21 protein-coding genes are annotated in these 20,079 nt (G+C 66.2%); 17 read left to right on the forward strand and 4 right to left on the reverse strand.

The window, feature by feature from the left end; all coding sequences use genetic code 11:
* Nucleotides 1–55 precede the first annotated feature (55 nt).
* The 5 genes from AC58D2_RS08300 to AC58D2_RS08320 all read left to right on the forward strand — a co-directional run bounded on the left by AC58D2_RS08300 (nt 56) and on the right by AC58D2_RS08320 (nt 4,718).
* Nucleotides 56–1,366 carry a glutamate--tRNA ligase gene (locus AC58D2_RS08300; protein WP_497389156.1) on the forward strand — a complete coding sequence of 437 codons (1,311 nt, stop codon included), beginning with the start codon at nt 56–58 and terminating at the stop codon, nt 1,364–1,366.
* Between the two features lie 269 nt (nt 1,367–1,635).
* Nucleotides 1,636–2,352 carry an energy transducer TonB gene (locus AC58D2_RS08305; protein WP_497389158.1) on the forward strand — a complete coding sequence of 239 codons (717 nt, stop codon included), beginning with the start codon at nt 1,636–1,638 and terminating at the stop codon, nt 2,350–2,352.
* A 222-nt stretch (nt 2,353–2,574) separates the two neighbouring features.
* Entirely contained in the window at nt 2,575–2,742 is a 168-nt protein-coding gene (gene rpmG, locus AC58D2_RS08310; RefSeq protein ID WP_003042331.1) for a 50S ribosomal protein L33, read from the forward strand.
* Nucleotides 2,743–2,964: 222 nt separating this feature from the next.
* Nucleotides 2,965–4,245, forward strand: a complete 1,281-nt coding sequence (locus tag AC58D2_RS08315; RefSeq protein ID WP_497389161.1) for an SDR family oxidoreductase — start codon at nt 2,965–2,967, stop codon at nt 4,243–4,245.
* On the forward strand, nt 4,242–4,718 hold the full coding sequence (locus AC58D2_RS08320; RefSeq protein WP_497389163.1) for a DUF2269 family protein: 477 nt from the start codon (nt 4,242–4,244) through the stop codon (nt 4,716–4,718). The genes AC58D2_RS08315 and AC58D2_RS08320 overlap by 4 nt, the downstream gene beginning before the upstream one ends.
* A gap of 15 nt (nt 4,719–4,733) precedes the next feature.
* Here AC58D2_RS08320 and AC58D2_RS08325 read toward each other — a convergent pair whose 3' ends face one another.
* The gene (locus AC58D2_RS08325) at nt 4,734–5,096 is read right to left on the reverse strand and encodes a response regulator (protein WP_497389323.1); all 363 of its coding nucleotides are present in this window, start codon (nt 5,094–5,096) and stop codon (nt 4,734–4,736) included.
* 89 nt (nt 5,097–5,185) lie between these two features.
* On the opposite strand from AC58D2_RS08325, the gene AC58D2_RS08330 reads away from it, so the two are divergent.
* The 4 genes from AC58D2_RS08330 to AC58D2_RS08345 are packed head-to-tail and all read left to right on the forward strand — an operon-like array spanning nt 5,186 to nt 7,725.
* The gene (locus AC58D2_RS08330; RefSeq protein ID WP_497389165.1) at nt 5,186–5,455 is read left to right on the forward strand and encodes a DUF3572 family protein; all 270 of its coding nucleotides are present in this window, start codon (nt 5,186–5,188) and stop codon (nt 5,453–5,455) included.
* Nucleotides 5,452–6,093: an HAD family hydrolase gene (locus AC58D2_RS08335; RefSeq protein ID WP_497389167.1), complete on the forward strand. Its 642-nt coding sequence runs from the start codon at nt 5,452–5,454 to the stop codon at nt 6,091–6,093. Before AC58D2_RS08330 ends, AC58D2_RS08335 begins: the two co-directional genes overlap by 4 nt.
* Nucleotides 6,094–6,102: 9 nt before the next feature.
* Complete coding sequence (locus AC58D2_RS08340) at nt 6,103–6,567, forward strand: RidA family protein (protein WP_497389169.1); 465 nt, start codon at nt 6,103–6,105, stop codon at nt 6,565–6,567.
* A gap of 6 nt (nt 6,568–6,573) precedes the next feature.
* The gene (locus tag AC58D2_RS08345; protein WP_497389171.1) at nt 6,574–7,725 is read left to right on the forward strand and encodes a GNAT family N-acetyltransferase; all 1,152 of its coding nucleotides are present in this window, start codon (nt 6,574–6,576) and stop codon (nt 7,723–7,725) included.
* A gap of 136 nt (nt 7,726–7,861) precedes the next feature.
* Here AC58D2_RS08345 and AC58D2_RS08350 read toward each other — a convergent pair whose 3' ends face one another.
* Together AC58D2_RS08350 and panC are read right to left on the reverse strand one after the other, a co-directional pair.
* Entirely contained in the window at nt 7,862–8,176 is a 315-nt protein-coding gene (locus AC58D2_RS08350; protein ID WP_497389173.1) for a hypothetical protein, read from the reverse strand.
* A 139-nt stretch (nt 8,177–8,315) separates the two neighbouring features.
* Entirely contained in the window at nt 8,316–9,155 is an 840-nt protein-coding gene (gene panC / locus AC58D2_RS08355; protein WP_497389175.1) for a pantoate--beta-alanine ligase, read from the reverse strand.
* 83 nt (nt 9,156–9,238) lie between these two features.
* On the opposite strand from panC, the gene AC58D2_RS08360 reads away from it, so the two are divergent.
* From AC58D2_RS08360 to AC58D2_RS08385, 6 genes are all read left to right on the forward strand, one after another.
* Entirely contained in the window at nt 9,239–10,048 is an 810-nt protein-coding gene (locus tag AC58D2_RS08360; protein WP_497389177.1) for a division plane positioning ATPase MipZ, read from the forward strand.
* Nucleotides 10,049–10,081: 33 nt separating this feature from the next.
* Entirely contained in the window at nt 10,082–11,464 is a 1,383-nt protein-coding gene (gene pgmG, locus AC58D2_RS08365; RefSeq protein ID WP_497389179.1) for a phosphoglucomutase/phosphomannomutase PgmG, read from the forward strand.
* A 170-nt stretch (nt 11,465–11,634) separates the two neighbouring features.
* Nucleotides 11,635–12,447 carry an LPS export ABC transporter ATP-binding protein gene (gene lptB, locus AC58D2_RS08370; protein WP_497389181.1) on the forward strand — a complete coding sequence of 271 codons (813 nt, stop codon included), beginning with the start codon at nt 11,635–11,637 and terminating at the stop codon, nt 12,445–12,447.
* A 65-nt stretch (nt 12,448–12,512) separates the two neighbouring features.
* The gene (gene rpoN, locus AC58D2_RS08375; RefSeq protein ID WP_497389183.1) at nt 12,513–13,967 is read left to right on the forward strand and encodes an RNA polymerase factor sigma-54; all 1,455 of its coding nucleotides are present in this window, start codon (nt 12,513–12,515) and stop codon (nt 13,965–13,967) included.
* Nucleotides 13,968–14,160: 193 nt separating this feature from the next.
* Complete coding sequence (gene ykgO / locus AC58D2_RS08380; protein WP_003046794.1) at nt 14,161–14,286, forward strand: type B 50S ribosomal protein L36; 126 nt, start codon at nt 14,161–14,163, stop codon at nt 14,284–14,286.
* 233 nt (nt 14,287–14,519) lie between these two features.
* Nucleotides 14,520–15,131: an HAD family hydrolase gene (locus AC58D2_RS08385; RefSeq protein ID WP_497389186.1), complete on the forward strand. Its 612-nt coding sequence runs from the start codon at nt 14,520–14,522 to the stop codon at nt 15,129–15,131.
* A gap of 190 nt (nt 15,132–15,321) precedes the next feature.
* On the opposite strand, the gene AC58D2_RS08390 is transcribed toward AC58D2_RS08385, so the two are convergent.
* On the reverse strand, nt 15,322–17,379 hold the full coding sequence (locus AC58D2_RS08390; protein WP_497389188.1) for a S9 family peptidase: 2,058 nt from the start codon (nt 17,377–17,379) through the stop codon (nt 15,322–15,324).
* Nucleotides 17,380–17,545: 166 nt separating this feature from the next.
* Between AC58D2_RS08390 and AC58D2_RS08395 the strand changes: the two genes are divergently transcribed.
* Together AC58D2_RS08395 and AC58D2_RS08400 are read left to right on the forward strand one after the other, a co-directional pair.
* The gene (locus AC58D2_RS08395) at nt 17,546–19,372 is read left to right on the forward strand and encodes an aminopeptidase P family protein (protein WP_497389190.1); all 1,827 of its coding nucleotides are present in this window, start codon (nt 17,546–17,548) and stop codon (nt 19,370–19,372) included.
* A 7-nt stretch (nt 19,373–19,379) separates the two neighbouring features.
* On the forward strand, nt 19,380–19,841 hold the full coding sequence (locus AC58D2_RS08400; RefSeq protein WP_497389192.1) for an acyl-CoA thioesterase: 462 nt from the start codon (nt 19,380–19,382) through the stop codon (nt 19,839–19,841).
* Nucleotides 19,842–20,079 lie beyond the last annotated feature (238 nt).

Consider the following 20,079-nt stretch of genomic DNA (forward strand, 5'->3'; position numbering starts at 1 on the left):
CACACCGGTTTGCTCGATGACTCGCATCGCGCGCGAATCGGGCTATAGGCGCGGCATGACCGTTATCACCCGCTTCGCCCCCTCGCCGACCGGCCACCTGCACGTCGGCAATGTCCGCACCGCGCTCCACAACTGGCTGTGGGCGCGGAAGGCGGGCGGGCGTTTCCTGCTGCGCATCGACGACACCGACATCGAGCGATCGAGGGAAGAGTATGTCGACGCGATCCGCGCCGATCTGGCGTGGCTGGGGCTCGACGCTGATGGCGAGGAGCGGCAGTCGGCGCGCTTCGCGCTCTACGAGGCCGAGTTCGAGCGCCTCAAGGCAGCGGGACGCGTCTATGCCTGTTACGAAACGCCCGAAGAGCTGGAGATTCGCCGCAAGGTGCTGCTCTCGCGCGGGCTGCCGCCGGTCTATGAGCGCAGGCCCGCCGATGCGCCGGAACCCGCGGGCGTGACGCCGCACTGGCGTTTCCGGCTTGACCATGACGCGGCGATCATATGGACCGACCTGGTCCGGGGGCCGCAGCATTTCGAGCCGAAGACGCTGTCTGACCCCGTCGTGCGCCGCGCTGACGGAAGCTGGCTTTACCTGCTCCCCAGCGTGATCGACGATATCGCGATGGGGATCAGCCATGTCGTGCGCGGCGAGGACCATGTGTCGAACACCGCGGCGCAGATCCAGATGTTCGACGCACTCGGCGCGCTGCCCCCGGCGTTTGCACACGAGGCATTGCTCGTCGGGACCGAAGGCAAGCTGTCGAAGCGCCTCGGCTCGCTCGGCATGGCCGATCTGCGCGAGGCTGGAATCGAGCCGATCGCGCTCGCGGCACTGCTCGCGCGGCTCGGGACGAGCGACCCGGTCGAGCCGGTGACGAGCCTCGCGCCGCTGATCGCGGGGATCGACTTCGCACGCTTCGGCCGTGCGCCCGCGCGCTTCGACGAGGCCGAGCTTGCGCTGCTCAACCAGAAGATCCTGCATCATACCGACTATGCCGCGGTGGCGCCCCGCCTGCCCGCGGCGATCGACGACGCGCGCTGGCAGGCGATTCGTCCGAACCTGATGACCGTCGCCGAGGCGCGCGACTGGGTCGCGGTCTTCGACGGGCCGTTCGCGCCGCCCGCGCCCGATGCCGCCGACCTGCCGGTGCTCGCCGCCGCTGCGGCCGCCGCGCCGGCGCTCGACTGGGATGCCGACCCCTGGCCCGCGCTCACCGATGCGGTAAAGGCGGCAACGGGGGCGAAGGGCCGCGCACTATTCCTGCCGCTGCGCCGCGCCCTCACGGCGCGCGACCATGGCCCCGATATGCGCGAACTGTTGCCGCTGATCGCGAAGGACGAAGCGCTGGCGCGGCTTTCGGCGCGCTGATCCTTTCCGGATGAATCGTTTGCGCAGGCTCGTGTGTTCCCGCGAAGGCGGGAACCCATCGCCGACCAGTGCAGGATCGCGCGGTCGGGAGATGGGCTCCGCCTTCGCGGGAGCACTCGGGTTTGAGAGCGCATCCACCCGCGCCACGCTTTGCCGACTTCTCCGATTGACAATTTGTGTCACGTTATATTATCTCGTCATTCGGCCTGGCCAACAGCTGCGGTCCAAGATGCGGCGGGGCCCGGTCGTTACTGGCAAGGAGAGAGGCCATGACGCTGATACCCCTGATGTCCGCCCTCGCCGCTGCGCCCGAGCGCGCGCCGGCGTCCGCGAATGCCCGCTACGGCTATGACCCGGGCGCGCGGCATCGCCCCATCGCGGCGGCGATCGCGATCGGGCTGCCTGCGGCGCTGGTTGTCGCCGTCGCGCTGTCGCCGATGATCGTCGACCAGGCGCCGCGCACGACTCCGCTCATCGGAACGCTGATCGAATTGCCGAAGCCGCCGCCACCCGACCCCGAACCCCGACCCGATGTCAGGCCGCAGTCCAGGGCCGATGCGGCCACCGAAAGGGTCGAAAAGGTCTTCAAGCTTCCGTTCGACGACACGAATCGGGTCGCAGACGGGCCGGTGATCCTCGATCCGCCGCCCCTGCCTCCTGGACCCGAAATCGGGATCGAGCGGCCCGCGCCGCCGAAGCTGGTTACCGCCCAGGTCGATCCGCGCTATGCTGGGCAGTTTCAGCCGGATTACCCGCTGCGCCAGCAACGCGCCGGCGTCGAGGGCAGTGTCGTCGTGCGCGTGCTGATCGGCACCGACGGGCGCGTGAAGGCGGTCGAGCTGGTCCGCGCCGACGATCCGGCCTTTTTCGAAGCAACGAAGAAGCGCGCACTGGCCAAATGGCGCTTCAAGCCTGCGACCCGCGGCGGCGTGGCCGAAGAAAGCTGGCGCGAAATGACGGTCAGCTTCGTCATCCGCGACGCGTAAAGCCGCTGCAGGCGAGGCGCACACACCGCCTCGCCTCCCAGGGGCTTTTCGCGGCTTTCGCTTGACAGAGGCGGCGAATCCCGCCAAGGGCGCCCGGATAAATGGGGGCGGCGCCCGGCGCGCGGCCCTCTTCGTTTTTCACACCAACCGCCGGGGCCGCCAACGCCCCGCCGCATCGGTCGGGCCCCCGGCGGATGTGCCAGATATTCTAAGGATAGGGCCATGGCCAAGCCGACGACCGTCAAGATCAAGCTGGTGAGCACCGCCGACACGGGCTTTTTCTATGTCACCAAGAAGAATCCGCGCACGATGACCGAGAAGATGTCGGTGCGCAAATATGACCCGCGCGCGCGCAAGCACGTCGAGTTCAAGGAAGCCAAGATCAAGTGACGCCTTGTCCTGCGCGGCATCGCCGCGCGGACTGAAAACGCGTCATTCCGGGCTCGATCCGGGATCCAGAAGGGCGGCGCCGCGCCGCCCTTTTTCGTGCGCGCGGCATATGCGCCATCGCGCGAGGAGGCCGCGCCGGTCCCGTTGATCGAGCGCGGAATCCGTCCCGGGGGGTGACCGACCTTTCCGGCGCCGCTATGGGCGGTCCGGAAGGGAGCGGCCATGCGGGTCATGTTGTTGGGGGCCGGCGGTTTTATCGGACGCCATATCCTCGCGGACTTGCTCGCGGCCGGGCATGACGTCGTTGCGGTGGTCCGGCGCGCGGAGGGTCTCGAACAGGCGTTTCCCGACGCGCGGTTCGTCGCGATCGATCTCGAGCAGGCTACCGATCCGTCGCGGTGGCGTGCGTATCTGGACGGCGTGACCTGTATCGTAAACGCGGCGGGCCTGCTGCGCGGACCCCATATGGAGGCGGTCCATGTCGCGATGCCGCGTGCGCTTTACGCCGCCGCGCGCGCCGCCGGGGTTCGGCAAGCCCTGTTGATCTCGGCGATCAGCGCGCGCGAGGATGTGCCGAGCGATTATGCGAAAACGAAGCTCGCGGGCGAGGCGGTGCTACGCGAATCGGGTCTCGATGCAACGATCCTGCGCCCTTCGCTCGTCTATGGCGACGGCAGCTATGGCGGAACCTCGCTGCTCCGCAGCCTGGCGGCGTTGCCGCTGGCCATTCCGGTTCCCGGCGCGGGTGACCAGCTCTTCACCCCGATCCACGTCGATGATCTTGCACGCGATGTCGTCCGGCTCTGCGGCGACGCGGCCGTAGCGGGCCGCACGCTCGAGCCGGTTGGTCCGGAGACGATCGAGCTGCGCGACCTGTTGCGGCGCTATCGCGCCTGGCTTGGGTTTGCGCCCGCGCGCTGTGTTTCGGTACCGATCCCGGTGATGCGCGCGTTGGGTTGGCTCGGCGACCTTGCGGGCCGCGGGCCGATCGCCAGCAACAGCCTGATACAGCTTGTCGCCGGCAATGGAGGCGACAGCGCCGCCTATGCGTCGGCGATCGGCACGACGTCGCGGAGTCTGGACGAGGCGTTGCGGGCCCGCCCAGCCGAAGTTCAGGATCGTTGGCACGCGCGCCTCTTCTTTATTGCGCCCGCGATCCGTGCGGTGCTCGTCCTGCTGTGGCTTGCATCGGCCTGGCTCGGGCTCGTGTATGGAAAGCACGCGACGGGCGAGGTCGTGACGGGCCTTGGTCTTTCGCCCCTGCTCGCCGATCCGCTGCGCATCGGCGCCAGCCTGGCCGACATCGGCATTGCGGCCTATCTGCTGCTCGGGCGCAGCGTGCGGATCGCAACGGGTCTTCAGGTCGCCGCGATCCTCGCTTTCTCGATCGTCATCGGCATCGCGCAGCCTCGCTTATGGCTCGACCCGTTGGGGCCGTTGCTCAAGAATCTGCCGATCCTGCTGCTCGTCGCGGTTCATGGCGTGATCGGGGACAAGCGATGATCGAGCCCTATTGGCTGGTCAAGACGCTGCACATCCTCAGCAGCACGATATTGTTCGGCTTCGGGGCCGGCACCGCCTGGTACTTCTGGTCGGCGCATCTTACGCGCGATCCAGCGCTCATCGCGCGCGTCGGGCGAATGGTGGTCCGCGCCGACTGGATCTTCACGGGTACGAGCGGCGTCGTCCAACCCGCAAGCGGGTTCTGGCTCGTTTTCCACGCCGGCTATTCTCCGACCGAACCCTGGCTCGTCGTCGCCTATGGCCTCTATGCGCTGGCCTTTGCCTGCTGGGCGCCGGTGGTCGTGCTTCAGATTCGTGCGACCCGCCTGGCCGAAGCCGCCGCGGCGCAAGGGCGCGCGCTCGGGCGCGATTATGCGCGCACGATGCGGTGGTGGTTCCTTCTTGGCTGGCCGGCGTTCCTGGGACTGACCGCCGTCTTCTGGCTGATGGTTGCGAAGCCGCAATTGTGGTGACGGCCGGTCGCCTGCTCAGGCGAACGCGCCGACGCTCTCGATGAATTTGATCACCGAAATCGGCTTCGATACATAGGCCTCGGCGCCCGCGGCGCGGATCTGTTCCTCGTCGCCCTTGCCGGCATAGGCGGTGACCGCCATGATCGGCACGGGGCGCAGGGCGGCATCGGCCTTCATCTGGCCGATCAGCTCGAGCCCGCTGACGTGCGGCAACTGGATATCCATGATGATCAGGTCGGGCGACACCTCGCGCGCTTTCGCCAGCGCGTCGCGGCCGTCGCGCACCGGATGCGCGCTATAGCCGTGGGCGTTCAACAGGTCGCAGAAGAGGCGGAGGTTGAGTTCATTATCCTCGACCACCAATATGGTCTTGCCCATGCGCGTTCCGTTTCCCACCTTGCGTCCGCCGCCCGTTTAGGCGAATCGGCCCGCGGAAACAATCGCCTCACCGATGAAGGACGAGACATTTGCACGAAGGCGACGAAGCACTCGCGCTCCACGCGCTCGGCTGGATCCTGGCCGATGAGCCGCGCGCCGAGCGACTGCTCGGGATGACCGGCCTCACGCCCGAGGGGCTCCGCGCCTCGCTCGGGCAGCGCGCCACGCTCGCCGCGGTGCTGGGCTTTCTCGCCGCGCACGAGCCCGATCTCGTCGCTTGTGCGTCGGCACTCGGTCAGGATCTGGACGCGCTCGCCGCGGCGGCGCGGCGCCTCGAAGGACAGGAAGGACAGCCATGACCCGCCCGCTCGTCATCACCGATTGCGACGAAGTGCTGCTGCACATGGTCGTCCCCTTCGCCAAATGGGTCGACGAAGAGCATGGCGTGCTGTTCCGCATGGAGGATGCGAGCTTCGCGGGGGCGCTCAAGCGCAAGGAATGCGGCACCCCGCTCGAGGCGGCCGAGGTATGGCCGTTGCTCGACGGCTTTTTCCGGACGGAGATGGAGCGGCAATATCCGATTCGCGGTGCGATGGCGGCGATGGCGGCGATCGGCGTCGCGGCCGACATCGTCGTGCTTACCAACGTCGGCCCCGACCATCAGGCCGCGCGCGCCGCACAGCTTGCCGCGCTCGGCCTCGCCGTGCCGGTGATCGGCAGCCGCGGCGGCAAGGGCGAGCCGGTGCGGCGCCTGCTTGCCGAACGGCAGCCGAGTGTCGCGGTGTTCATCGACGATCTTGCGGGGCATCATCATTCGGTCGCGCTCGAGGCGCCCGAGGTCTGGCGCCTCCACATGGTCGGCGAGCCGGCCATTGCCGACAAGATCGCCCCCGCGCCGCATGCGCACGCGCGGATCGACGACTGGGCCGAAGCGGCGGACTGGATCCGCGCGCGGCTCGCCGAAAATATCCCGGCCCCCCGGCCCCAACTGGTATAAGGACGCATCATGGACATTCCCGCCAAGCTTGCCGAACTCGGCCTCGACCTTCCCAAGCCGGCAGCGCCGGTCGCCGCCTATGTGCCCGTCGTCGAACAGGGCGGGCTCCTCCACATCAGCGGCCAGTTGCCGTTTCGCAGCGGCGAAGTCGTGACCGGACGGCTCGGGCTCGATCTGGACGAAGCCTCGGGCTATGATGCCGCACGGCGCTGTGCGCTGATGCTCGTCGCACAGATCGGCAAGGCGCTGGACGGCGACTGGTCGCGGCTCGAAAAGATCGTCAAGCTCGGCGTTTTCGTGAACAGCGACCCCGCCTTCACCGCGCAGCCGAAGGTCGCGAACGGCGCATCGGAACTGATGGAGCAGCTGTTCGGCGAGGCGGGACGCCATGCCCGCAGCGCGGTCGGCGTCGCGGTGCTGCCGCTCGGCGCGGCGGTCGAGGTCGATGCCATCGTTGCGGTGAAGCCCGCGTAAGGCTTTATGGCCGAAGCCGATCCGCCCGCGCGTACCCTGTCGCTCGGCAGCGGCGTCGCCGCGCTCGACGCGGCGGCGTGGAACGATCTCGCCGGCGATGCCAATCCGTTCGTCGGCCACGACTTCCTGTCGCTGCTCGAAGACTCGGGCAGCGTCGGTCCCGGCACGGGCTGGCAGCCTGCTCCGCTGCTCGTCGAAGACGCGAACGGTGCGCTCGTCGCCGCTGCCCCGGCCTATCTGAAGGCGCACAGCCAGGGCGAATATGTCTTCGACCATGCGTGGGCCGACGCATGGGAGCGCGCCGGGGGCAGCTATTATCCCAAGCTGCAGATCGCGGTGCCGTTCACCCCGGTACCGGGGCCGCGGCTGCTGGCGCACGGCCACGACGATGCCACGCTGCTGATCCGCGCCGCCGAAGCGGTGGCGCGGCAGAATAATCTGTCGTCGGCGCACGCGACCTTCGTCGCTCCCGAGCAGGTTCAGCTGTTCGAGGCGGCGGGTTGGCTCGTGCGGCGCGACATCCAGTTCCATTTCGCCAATAGCGGCTATGCGAGCTTCGACGATTTCCTTTCCACACTGACTTCGGCGAAACGCAAGCAGCTGCGCAAGGAACGCGCGCGCGCGGCCGGGGGCCTGCGGATCGAGGAGGTCACGGGCGCGGCGATCGCGCCCGCGCATTGGGATGCGATGTGGGCCTTTTATCAGGATACCGGCGCGCGCAAATGGGGGCATCCCTACCTGACGCGCGAGGCATTCGACATGATGGGTGCGCGTATGGCCGACCGCATCATCCTCGTCCTGGCGTGGGACGGCGATCGCCCGATAGCGGGCGCGATGCACTTCCTCGGCCTCGACGCGCTGTACGGCCGCTATTGGGGCTGCCTCGCCGACATCCCCTATCTGCATTTCGAGCTTTGCTATTACCGGGCGATCGACATTGCGATCGAGCGCGGCCTTGCCCGGGTCGAAGCCGGCGCGCAGGGCGGGCACAAGCTCGCGCGCGGCTATGGCCCCGTCGCGACCTGGTCGGCGCACTTCATCGCCGATCCGGGCTTCCGTCGCGCGGTGGCCGACTTTCTGGAGCGCGAGCGGTTGGCCGAAGAGTCCGAAATGGACTGGCTCGAAGGGCAGATGCCGTTCAGGCGCCCGGACGAGTAAAGAAATTTCACGCGAAGGCGCGAAGAAGATGGTTTGGGCCTACAGGCCCATTTCTTCACGAACGACGCGGATGGCCGCAGGAATTGAAAGAGCTAGCCGCTTCGCGGCAAACGCGACCTCTTCGCGTGAACCAATATCAGGCGGCGTAGCGCCGCGCGGCCGGACGGCGTGCGGTTTCGTCGAGCCACGCGCGCGCCTGGCGCTGCGCTTCGGCGATTTCGTCACGGCTCATTTCGTCCGACACGTCGGCGCGGCATTGCTGCCCTTCGAGGCTGCCACCGAGCGCGGCGAGATTGAACCACTTATGCGCCTGGATCAGGTCGACATCGACACCGCCGGTGCCGGTCGAAAACGCGATACCCAGATCGAAATAGGCGTTTGCATCGCCGCGCGCCGCATCGAGCAGACGGCTTTCGATCAGAAACTGGGCGGACTTCAGACTGTTGGCCATGATAACCCCCTTCGCTTCCCCCCACAGGAAGCTTCGAGGGCCGAACCTTGCCGTTTATGGTCAACAAAGCGTTAACGACGCGGCGATTTTTGGTGGGCAAGGTCCGTAATTGGCGGAAAACCGGGGTCCCTCGAACGAATCATTCGATGGCGAGATTGTCGATCAGCCGCGTTTTCCCGATACGGGCTGCGGCCAAAAGGCGCGCGGGCGGGCGAAAATCGACCAGGCGCCGGAGGCTGTTCGCGTCGGCGACCGCGACGTAATCGACGCTCGCAAAGCCCCCCGCCAGGATCGCCGCTTCGGCCTTCGCAAGGCTGTCGTCGACATCGGCGCCGCCCGCGATCGCCGCAGCGGCGGCCTTCAGCGCTGCCGGAAAGGATGCCGCCGCCGCGCGCTCGTCCGGCGACAGATAGGCGTTGCGCGACGATAGCGCGAGCCCGTCGGCATCGCGAGCGATCGGTGCGCCCAATATGTCGACCGCGAAATCGAGGTCGCGCGCCATGCGGCGGATGATCGCAAGTTGCTGCCAGTCCTTTTCGCCAAAGATCGCGATATCGGGGCGAACCTGGTTGAACAGCTTGGCGACGACGGTCGCCACCCCGTCAAAATGGCCGGGCCGGGCCGCACCGCAATAATCGGCGCCCAGTTCGGCGACTTCGATATGCGTGCGGTGCCCCTCCGGATACATGGCGTCGATATCGGGGGCCCAGAGCAGCGACACTTTTTCCTCGACCAGCAAGGCGGCGTCGCGCGCCTCGTCGCGCGGATAGGCGGCAAAATCCTCATTTGGGCCGAATTGCGTCGGATTGACGAAGATCGACGCGACGACATGGTCGGCAACCCGCCGTCCCATACGGACAAGCGACAGATGCCCGTCGTGCAGCGCGCCCATCGTCGGCACCAGCGCGACGCTTTTGTCGCCTTGTTTCAGCGCCGCCACTGCGCGACGAAGCGTGGCGATATCACGGATGATTTGCACCCTTGCCCGGCCTCCGATAATGGCGGCGCAAACGCCACCCCACGCGGCCGCCATGCCGCGCCGACAGGAAAATCGCAACGGTCATGACGAATCCCGCGCCGCACCGCATCATCTTTGCCAATGAAAAGGGCGGCACCGGCAAGTCGACCTGTGCCGTGCATTTCGCGGTTGCACTGGCCAGCCAGGGCTGGCGCGTCGCGGGGCTGGATCTCGATCCGCGCCAGCGCACCTTTCACCGCTATCTGGAGAATCGCGAGAACACCGCGCGGCGCCGCGAGATCGACTTGCCGACCCCGCGGTTCGAGGTGTTCGGCGGCTCGACGATCGAAGAGCTCGATGCGCAGGTCGCGCGCGTGTCGGAGGGCGCCGACTATTTCATCGCCGATACGCCGGGGCGCGACGATGTCTTCGCGCGGCACCTCGCGACCAGCGCCGACACGTTGATCACGCCGATCAACGACAGCTTCATCGACTTCGACCTGATCGGCCAGGTCGACCCCGAAACGTTTCAGGTCACGCGCCCCAGCTTCTATTCGGAACTGATCTGGGACACGCGCAAGGCGCGAGCGAAAAGCGACGGGCGTACGATCGACTGGATCATCCTGCGCAACCGCCTGCAGCATGTCGATGCACACAATATGCGCCGCGTGGGCGAGGCACTGACCCAATTGTCGCGTCGCGTCGGCTTTCGCGTGATTCCGGGACTCGGCGAGCGCGTCATCTATCGTGAGTTGTTCCCGGCCGGCCTCACCCTGCTCGACAAGGCGCATCTGGGCGGCATGGGCATGGGGCATGTGGTCGCAAGGCAGGAATTGCGCGAAGCGATGGCGGGACTCAACCTGCCCGCGCGCGAAAAAATGCACCCCGACGGAGACCTGTTCGCCGTCGCCTGATTTCCCTCCCCAGCCAGCAGAGAGAGCGACCTTATGACCCATGTTTTCCACCCGACGATGCTGCGCGAATATGACATCCGCGGAATCGTCGGCGATACGCTGACCGAAAACGACGCGCGCGCGATCGGGCGCAGTTTCGCGACCCTGATCCGCCGCGCGGGCGGGCGCCGGGTCGCCGTGGGCTATGACGGGCGCCTGTCGTCGCCGATGCTGGAGGTCGCGCTGGTCGAGGGAATCAACGCCGCGGGGGTCGACGCGCTGCGCGTCGGCATGGGACCGACGCCGATGCTCTATTACGCCGCGTCAACGCAGGACGTGGACGGCGGCATACAGATAACCGGCAGCCACAACCCCCCCGACTATAACGGCTTCAAGATGGTGTTTCAGGGCCGTCCCTTTTTCGGCGCCGACATCCAGGGGATCGGCGAAATCGCCGCCGCGGGCGACTGGGAAAGCGGCGAGGGCGGCTCGCAGCAGGTCGATATCGTCGACGCCTATGTCGATCGCCTGGTCGAAGGGTTCGCGGGAGCCGCATGCCGCGTCGGCTGGGACGCCGGGAACGGCGCCGCCGGCCCCGTGATCGAAAAGCTGACCGCGCGCCTCCCCGGCGAGCACCACCTCCTGTTCACCGATGTCGACGGACATTTTCCCAACCATCACCCCGATCCCACGGTCGAGGCGAATCTGGCCGATCTCAGGAAGCTGGTCGCCGAGAGGAATCTCGATTTCGGCGTCGCTTTCGATGGAGACGGCGACCGCATCGGCGCGATCGACGGCGAAGGGCGGGTAATCTGGGGCGACCAGCTGTTGCAAATCTATGCCGCGGCCGCGCTTCGCGACCGGCCCGGCGCGACGATCATCGCCGATGTGAAGGCCAGCCAAGCGCTGTTCGATCGCGTTGCCGACCTCGGCGGAACCCCGCTGATGTGGAAGACCGGTCACAGCCTGATCAAGGCGAAGATGAAGGAAACCGGGAGCCCGCTCGCGGGCGAGATGAGCGGCCACATCTTCTTCGCCGACCGCTATTACGGCTATGACGATGCGCCCTATGCCGCCGTCCGGCTGATCGAAGCGGTCGCCGCGCTCGGCCAGAGCGTCACCGAGATGCGCAGCGCGATGCCCGCGATGGTAAACACGCCCGAAATGCGGTTTCAGGTCGATGAGTCGCGTAAATTCGCCATTGTGGACGAAGTTCTCGACCGTCTTGCCGCGTCGGGCGCCGAAGTGAATCGCACCGACGGCGCGCGCGTACTGACCGAGGACGGTTGGTGGCTGCTCCGGGCTTCGAACACGCAGGATGTGCTCGTCGCGCGCGCCGAGGCAAAGGAGACGGCGGGGCTCGATCGATTGGTGGCGGCGATCGACGACCAGCTCGCGCGGTCGGGGGTGACGCGCGGCGAGACGGTCGGGCATTGACTAATGGCAAACGCCCTTCCGTTCCGGGGAGGGCAGGGAGACTAGGGACCTTGTTACCTGGTCGCAGCGGGTGGTGCCGCCGGCCGTGCCAAGCCGATGGCCCCACCCCGACCGAATGCAATAATCTTGCCAGATTGACGCTGGCGCCGCTCCTCGGGTAACGCCCGCCTATGACCGACGAACCGAAGCTTGCGACGCTGTCCGATGCCGATCATGGCGTCGCCGAACATACTGCGCATGTTCAGGAGGATGCGGCGGCAGGCAATGGCCTTGCGGTCGTGTCGATTGCCAAAAGCTACGACAAGCGCGTCGTGCTCTCCGATGTGTCGCTGTCGGTCGGCAAGGGCGAGGTCGTCGGCCTGCTCGGTCCGAACGGCGCCGGCAAGACGACCTGCTTCTATTCGATCATGGGACTGGTGAAGCCCGACGCCGGTCGCATCATGCTCGACGGCGCCGACATCACCTCGCTGCCGATGTATCGCCGTGCGATCCTGGGTCTCGGCTATCTGCCGCAGGAAACGTCGATCTTTCGCGGGATGACGGTCGAGCAGAATATCGCCGCGGTGCTCGAACTCGCCGAGCCCGACCGTATCGCGCGCGAGCAGAGGCTCGACGAGTTGCTCGAGGAGTTCGGCCTCACGCGCTTGCGCGACTCGGCCGCGATGGCGCTGTCCGGCGGCGAACGGCGGCGGGCAGAGATTGCGCGCGCGCTCGCCGCTAACCCGTCGATCATGCTGCTCGACGAGCCCTTCGCGGGCATCGACCCGCTGTCGATCAGCGACATTCGCGACCTTGTCGCCGACCTGAAAACGCGCGGGATCGGCGTGTTGATCACCGATCATAACGTCCGCGAGACGCTGGACCTCGTCGATCGCGCGTGCATCATCTACGACGGCAAGGTGCTGCTCGCCGGATCGCCCGCGGAGCTCGTCGCCGACCCGGAGGTGCGCCGCCTCTATCTCGGCGAGGGCTTTTCCCTATGACCACGGGCCCAGGCCTGCATATGTTCGTGCGGGGACACGCGCCTCTGCTGACGGGATAGCAGCGGTTGGCTCTGGGTCCACGCCTCGATTTACGCCAGTCGCAATCGCTGGTGATGACGCCGCAGCTGCAGCAGGCGATCAAGCTGCTGGCGTTGTCGAACCTTGAACTCGAATCCTATCTCGCCGAAGCGCTGGAGGGCAATCCGCTGCTCGACACGGCCCCGGCCGACGAGGGCGGCGGCGCGGACGAGCCCGCGGACGAGGTTCCCGCTCCGGCAGCCGAGGCGCCCGAAACCGACGCGGCGCTGGCATCGGACGCCGGAACCGCCGACGATCTCGACGTCGATTTTGCCGAAGAACGCTTCCATCACGATAGTGCGAGCGATTCGGTCGGCTTGTCCGGATCGGGCGACGATATCGATTTCGACAGCTTCGCCGAGGGCGCCGCCACGCTCCACGAGCATCTGCTCGCGCAGGTCGGCGAACGCTTTTCGGGTCTCGAGGCGATGGTCGCCGAACAGATCGTCGCGCTGATCGACGAAACGGGCTATTTGCGCGCCGACCTCGCCGAGCTGGCGCAGCGACTCGGTGTGCCGCTCGCGCTTGTCGCGTCGGTACTCGAAGGCGTCCAGACCTTCGATCCGTCCGGGGTCGGCGCGCGCGACCTCGCCGAGTGCATCGCGATCCAGGCGCGCGAAGCCGACCGCTACGATCCCGCGATGGAATGTATGATCGCGCATCTCGACCTCGTGGCAAAGGGCGCTTTCCCGCAATTGAAGCGCATCTGCGGCGTCGACGACGAGGATCTGGCCGATATGATCCGCGAACTGCGCGGCTATGATCCCAAGCCCGGGTTGCGCTTCGGCGGCTCGCCGCCGCAGGCGGTCGTGCCCGATCTCCACATCCGCCGCACGGCCGAGGGCTGGGCGGTCGAGGTCAACAGCGGCACCCTGCCGCGCCTCCTCATCAACCGGCGCTACTACAACGAACTGGCGGCGGGCGCGGCGGCGAAGAGCAAGGCGTGGCTCTCCGAACAGCTGGCCGGCGCCAACTGGCTGGTGCGGGCGCTCGATCAGCGCCAGCGCACGATCGTCAAGGTCGCGAGCGAGATCGTCAAGCAGCAGGAGGGATTCTTCCTGCACGGGGTCGCCCACATGCGACCGCTGACGCTGCGCCAGGTGGCGGAGGCGATCGGGATGCACGAATCGACGGTCAGCCGCGTTACCAGCAACAAATATCTGTCGTGCGCGCGCGGATTGTTCGAGCTTAAATATTTCTTTTCGAGCGGCATTTCGGCGACCGCCGGCGACGGCGCGGTGTCGGCCGAGGCGGTGAAGAGCCGGATCAGGGCGCTGATCGACGCCGAAGAGCCGGGGGCGATCCTGTCGGACGACGCGATTGCAAAGAAGCTCGCGGGCGAAGGGCACGATATCGCGCGGCGCACCGTGGTCAAATATCGCGAAGCGATGGGCTTTGGCTCGTCGGTGCAAAGGCGGCGGCAAAAGGCGCTGGCGGGATAATACCCCTCGTCACCCCGGACCTGATCCGGGGTCCACGACATCGCCGCGGCGATGGATGCCGGATCAAGCCTGTCCTGAGCTTGTCGAAGGGTCCGGCTTGACGAAATATGGGCGTGGAGCGGTTGACTTTTCGGCTGCTTCCCCATAGTTGCGCCGCTTCGCGTCAATACGCCCAGATTTACGGACAAGAGCCATGAAGATTCGCAACAGCCTGAAGTCGCTGAAGGACCGCCACCGGGACAACCGCGTGATTCGCCGTCGCGGCCGGACCTATGTGATCAACAAGACCAACCGCCGCTTCAAGGCGCGTCAGGGCTGATGGCCCTGCGGGGCGCTCGCCGCCCCGCGCGCGCATTGCAGGCCAGCGTAACGCCGTCGGATGCTTCCGGCGGCGCTTTCGCGTGTCCGCCATCCAAACCCCTCCCCTTCAGGGGAGGGGCAGCGAGACTTGATCCGGCGCAGCCGGTCTAGTCGCAGCGGGGTGGGCTTCGGACGGCGCGCCCTCTTCACTCCACCCTCCCTCGCTCGATGGGACCATTGGAAGGAGCCGCCATGATCGCCCGCTCGGTTATCTTCGACGTCGGCAAGGTGCTGTTCGAATGGGACCTGCGCCATCTGTTCGCCAAGCTGATCGACGATCCCGACGAGCTCGAATGGTTCGTCGGTCATGTCGTCACCCCGGCGTGGCATTTTCAGCACGACGCAGGCCGCCCGCTTGCCGAGATGGTGCCCGAACGCCAGGCCGAGTTTCCCGATCACGCGCATCTGATCGACGCCTATGCGGCGCGCTTCAACGAGACGATTCCGGGGCCCGTCCCTGGCAGTCTCGACCTCGTCGAGCGCCTCGACGCCGCAGGCGTGCCGCTGTTCGCGATCACCAATTTCGGCCATGAATTCTGGCACGGCTTCCGCCCGACCCAGCCGGTCTTCGACCGCTTCCGCGATATTATCGTCTCGGGCACCGAAAGGCTGATGAAGCCCGACCCCGCGATCTACGCGCTCGCGATCGAGCGATTCGGCATCGACCCCGCGGGCGCGCTGTTCATCGACGATAATCCGGCCAATGTCTCGGGCGCCGAGGCCGCAGGCATCGCTGCGCACCGGTTCGAGGGCGCGGCGGGGCTGGAGGCTGAGTTGGTGGCGCGGGGGTATTTGGCGGCATAGGCGGACGGGGTGCGCGTATATGGTTTCGCACGAAGACACGGAGACACGAAAAAACTTCTTCTTCCGTTCGCCCTGAGCCTGTCGAAGGGCCGTTCTTTCTTCAGCGCCGGAGAAGGAGAACCGTGCTTCGACAAGCTCAGCACGAACGGTGAATGGGTGCTCTTCGCGTCTTCGTGCCAACCAGAAGCCGTTACTTCTCCACTCCCAGCTGCGTCAGCACGAAGGCATATTCCTCGGCATCCTCGCGCAGCGCGCCCCAGCGGCCTGACTTGCCGGCGTGGCCCGCGCCCATGTTGGTGCGCAAGAGCAGCGTCGCGTCATTGGTTCGCGTCGCGCGTAGCTTGGCGACCCATTTCGCGGGCTCCCAATAGGTGACGCGCGGGTCGTGGAGCCCCGCCGACACGAGCATCGGCGGATAGGCTTTGGCGGTCACATTGTCATAGGGGCTGTAACTCAGCATATAGTCGAATGCCGCCTTGTCGATGACCGGATTGCCCCATTCGGGCCATTCGCCGGGGGTCAGCGGCAGGTCCTCGTCGATCATCGTGTTGATCACGTCGACGAAGGGCACCCCTGCTAACACCGCGCCCCAGAGTTCGGGCGCTTCGTTGGTGACGACGCCCATCACCTGCCCGCCCGCCGAGCGGCCTTCGATCGAAATCTTGCCGGCGCTCGTATAGCCCTTCGCGATCAGGCCTTTCGCGACGTCGATGAAGTCGTTGAAACTGTTCTTGCGGCGATCGGTCTTGCCCGCGAGATACCATTGGCGCCCCAGATCGTCGCCGCCGCGTACATGCGCGATGGCGTAGATCATGCCGCGATCGATCAGGCTGAGCCGCGTCGTCGAAAAGCCCGGCGCGACGCGGTAGCCATAGGAGCCATAGGCATAAAGGTGCAGCGGCGCGCTGCCGTCGAGCTTCGTCCCCTTTTTGTAGACGAGCGAGGCGGGAATGTTCGTCTTGCCGTCGCGGCTCGGCAGATTCACCCATTCGGTTATATATTGTGAAGCATTGTAACCCGAAGGGATTTCCTGCACCTTCAGCGTCTCGAGCGCCCCGCTCGCGACGTCATAATCATAGACGGTATCGGGGGTGACCATCGATTCATAGTCGAGGCGCAGCTTGTCCTGATGATATTCGGGATTGTCGCCGAGCCCCGCGACATAGGTCGCCTCGGGAAAGGCGATCCGTCCCGCCGTCAGCGGCGCGTCGTAGCGGCGCACGTCGACCTGATCGAGCCCGCTTTCGCGGGTTTCGAGCACGAAATAGTCGCGGAAGACCGCGAGGTCGGTGATGTAGGTCGAATCGGACCCCGGAATCAGCGTCGTCCACGCGCCCGGCGCGTCGAGGCGCGCAGTCGCGACGCGGAAATTGGGATGCTCGTCGTTGGTGTGGATATAGAGCGTCCCCTCGCGCTCATCGACGCTATATTCGCGGCCCTTTTGCCGCGGCGCGACCAGCAGGGGCTCGGCTTCGGGGTTGTCGGCGGGGAGCAGATAGACCTCGCTTGTCTCGTTATCGCCCGTCGCGATAACGATAAAATTGTCCGCCGCGGTCTTGCCGATGCCGACGCCGAAACCGATGTCGGCCTCCTTGTAGAGCAGCTTGTCGCCCGAAACCGGCGTGCCGAGTTTGTGCAGACGCACGTTGTCGGTGCGCCAGTTTTCGTTCGCGAGGCCATAGAGCAGGGCGTCGTTCCCTGCTGTCCACACCAGCGCCGACAAGGTACCGGGAATGACGTCGGGCAGCATCTCGCCGGTGTCGAGATTGCGGAATCGCACTTCGAATCGCTCCGAGCCATTGTCGTCGAACGCATAAGCCATCAGCTTGCCGTTCGGGCTTACCGCCAGGTCGGCGAGGCGGAAATAGTCCTTGCCCGCGGCGAGCGCGACCTCGTCGAGGATCAGTTGCGCGTCGCCGCCCGCGACCGGCCGGCGATACCATTTCTTATACTCGGCGCCCTGTTCGAACTCGATCCAATAGAGGTAGTCGCCATCCTTTTGCGGCACGCTCGCATCGGCTTCCTTGATGCGACCCTTCATCTCCTGAAACAGCGTCTCGACAAGCGCCTCGTGCGGTTTCATCGCCGCCTCGAAATACGCATTTTCCGCCTTCACATAGGCAAGCACGTCCTTGTCGTCGACGACGGGATAGCTTTGGTCGCGCAGCCAGTGCCAAGGGTCGGACAGCGTCTCGCCGTGCAGCGTCATGGCGTGGGGCCGCTGTTCGGCGACGGGCGCGGAAGGCATTTGGGTCAAATCATCGTCTTTCTCTTGGGCCGAAAGGGGCGGGGATGCGACAAGCGGGGTGGCAATTGCCGCCAGGAACATCCAAATAGCGCGCATAGACCGATACTCCCGCTGCGCCGCCCCCGCCGGGCAGGAATGGCAGCGATGTAGGAACAAGGAAGCAAGCATGTCCACCCCCGACTATCGCGCCCGCCTCACCAACCTGCGCCGCGAACTCGCGACGCGCGGCCTCGACGGTTTCGTGATCCCGATCAGCGACGAACATATGAGCGAATATGTCGGCGCCTATGCACAGCGGCTTGCCTGGCTCACCGGCTTCGGCGGCTCGGCGGGCACCGCGGCGGTGCTACCCGGAAAGGCGGCGATCTTCGTCGACGGGCGCTATACGGTACAGGTGCGCGACCAGGTCGACGGATCGCTCTACGACTATGTCGGGGTGCCGCAGTCGAGCGTCGCAGAGTGGCTCGGCGCCAATGTCGGCGCTGGGCAGAAGATCGGTTTCGACCCGTGGCTCCACGGCATCGACTGGGCGCGCGGACTGGCGCGCGCGCTCAAGGCGAAGGGCGCCGAACTCGTCGCGGTCGAGAGCAACCCGGTCGACGCGGTGTGGGACGACCGGCCCGCGCCGAGCGACGCGCCGGTGATCGTCTATGACACGCAGCAGGCGGGCCAATCGGCCGCCGACAAGCGCGCGGTGATCGCCGATTGGCTGAAGGCGCAGGGGCTCGACACGACGGTGATGACGGCGCTCGACTCGATCGCGTGGACCTTCAACATCCGCGGCTCGGACGTCACGCACACGCCGGTCGGCCTCGCCTTCGCGCTGCTCCACGCCGACGCGACCGCCGACCTGTTCGTCGCGCCCGAGAAGGTCACCGACGCGGTGCGCGCGCATCTGGGCAACAGCGTGCGGATCCACGACCGCGACGCGTTCGAGGCGGCGCTTGCCGAGCTTGCCGGCAGGCACGTCGCGGTCGATCCCGACCGGGCGGTCGCGGCGATCTTTACCGCGCTCGAGGGCGCGGGCGCGAAGATCGCGCGCCACCGCGACCCGGCGGTGCTGCCCAAGGCGATCAAGAACGCGACCGAACTCGGCGGTACCCGCGCCGCGCATGTTCGCGACGGCGTCGCGGTCGCGCGCTTCCTGAAGTGGATGGAAGAGGCGGCGCCGCAAGGGGGGCTCGACGAACTGGGCGCGGCGGCGAAGCTCAAGGCGTTTCGCGAAGACAGCGGCGCGCTTGTCGACCTGTCATTCGACACCATCTCGGCTGCCGGCCCCAACGGCGCGCTGCCGCATTACAAGGTCGACGAAACCACCAACCGCGCGATCGAGACCGGGACGCTCTACCTCGTCGATTCGGGCGGCCAATATGCCGACGGCACGACCGACATTACGCGCACGATCGCGATCGGCACGCCCACCGCCGAAATGCGCCGCCGCTTCACGCAGGTGCTCAAAGGCCATATCGCGCTCGCGACCGCGCGTTTCCCCAAGGGGACGCGCGGCAGCCAGCTCGACATTCTCGCGCGGCAATATCTGTGGGCTGACGGGGTCGATTACGCGCATGGCACCGGTCACGGCGTCGGCGCCTATCTGGCGGTCCACGAAGGGCCGCAGCGTATCGCCAAGCCCGCCGGCGGGCAGGCGGGGACCGAGGAGCCGCTGCACGCGGGCATGATCCTCTCGAACGAACCCGGCTATTACAAGGCGGGCCATTTCGGCATCCGCATCGAAAATCTGGTGATCGTGATCCCCGTCAGCATCGATGGCGCCGAAGAGGATATGCTGGGGTTCGAGACGATCACCTTTGCGCCGATCGCGCGCAACCTGGTCGATCCGGCGCTGCTGTCGTCGGCCGAGGCCGACTGGCTCGATGCCTATCATGCCGCCGTGCTCGAAAAGCTGGCGCCGGGGATGGGCGATGCGGAGCGCGAATGGCTGGAGGCGGCCTGCGCGCCCATCGAGCGCGTCCCGGCTGCGCTCGCGGCCTGAGCGGGCGATGACGGTTCGCCGCAGCGAGGTGCCGCTCGCCGATTTTCGCGTTCGCGAGGTCGTGCGCGTTCGCTTCAACGAGATCGATGGACAGAATGTCGTCTTCAACGGCAATTATCTGGTCTATGCCGATATCGGGGTTACCGAATATTTCCGGGCGCTAGGCGAGGGCCAGCCCGGACCCTATTTTCACCAATATGGTACAGACATTCGCGAGACGCATTGCGAAATCGACTATCATTCCGCCGCCCGGCTCGACGAGCTGATTACCATTGCGGCGCGGATCAGCCGTTTCGAGCGCGCGAGCTTCACGCTTCACTGCGGCATTTTCCGCGGTGAAGAGCGGCTTACCGATATCGAAATCAGCTATGCCCATGTCGACAGCGATAGCGGCCAGTCGACCCCGCTCCCTGGGACCTTCATCGCCGAGGTGCGGCGGTTCGAGGTGCGAACACCGGTTCAGGAGTGATTCGCCGCCACCGGGCTGGACCGGAAAGGCACGCGATTCCGCCGGATGGCAAAAAAAAGGGCCACCCGAAGGTGGCCCGTGAAAGTTTTGGGAGAGGATGCCTAAAAGGCGAGTGTGATATTGCACTGCACAATGAATTGTGCAACTGCGAAATAAGCATCCGCGATTGCATTTTTTGCAACTGATAACGATATCACTCTTCACTGCGCGCAATCCCTCGTCCCTCTCGCAAAAGGGC

It is taken from the genome of Sphingopyxis sp. CR5, from assembly GCF_059693785.1.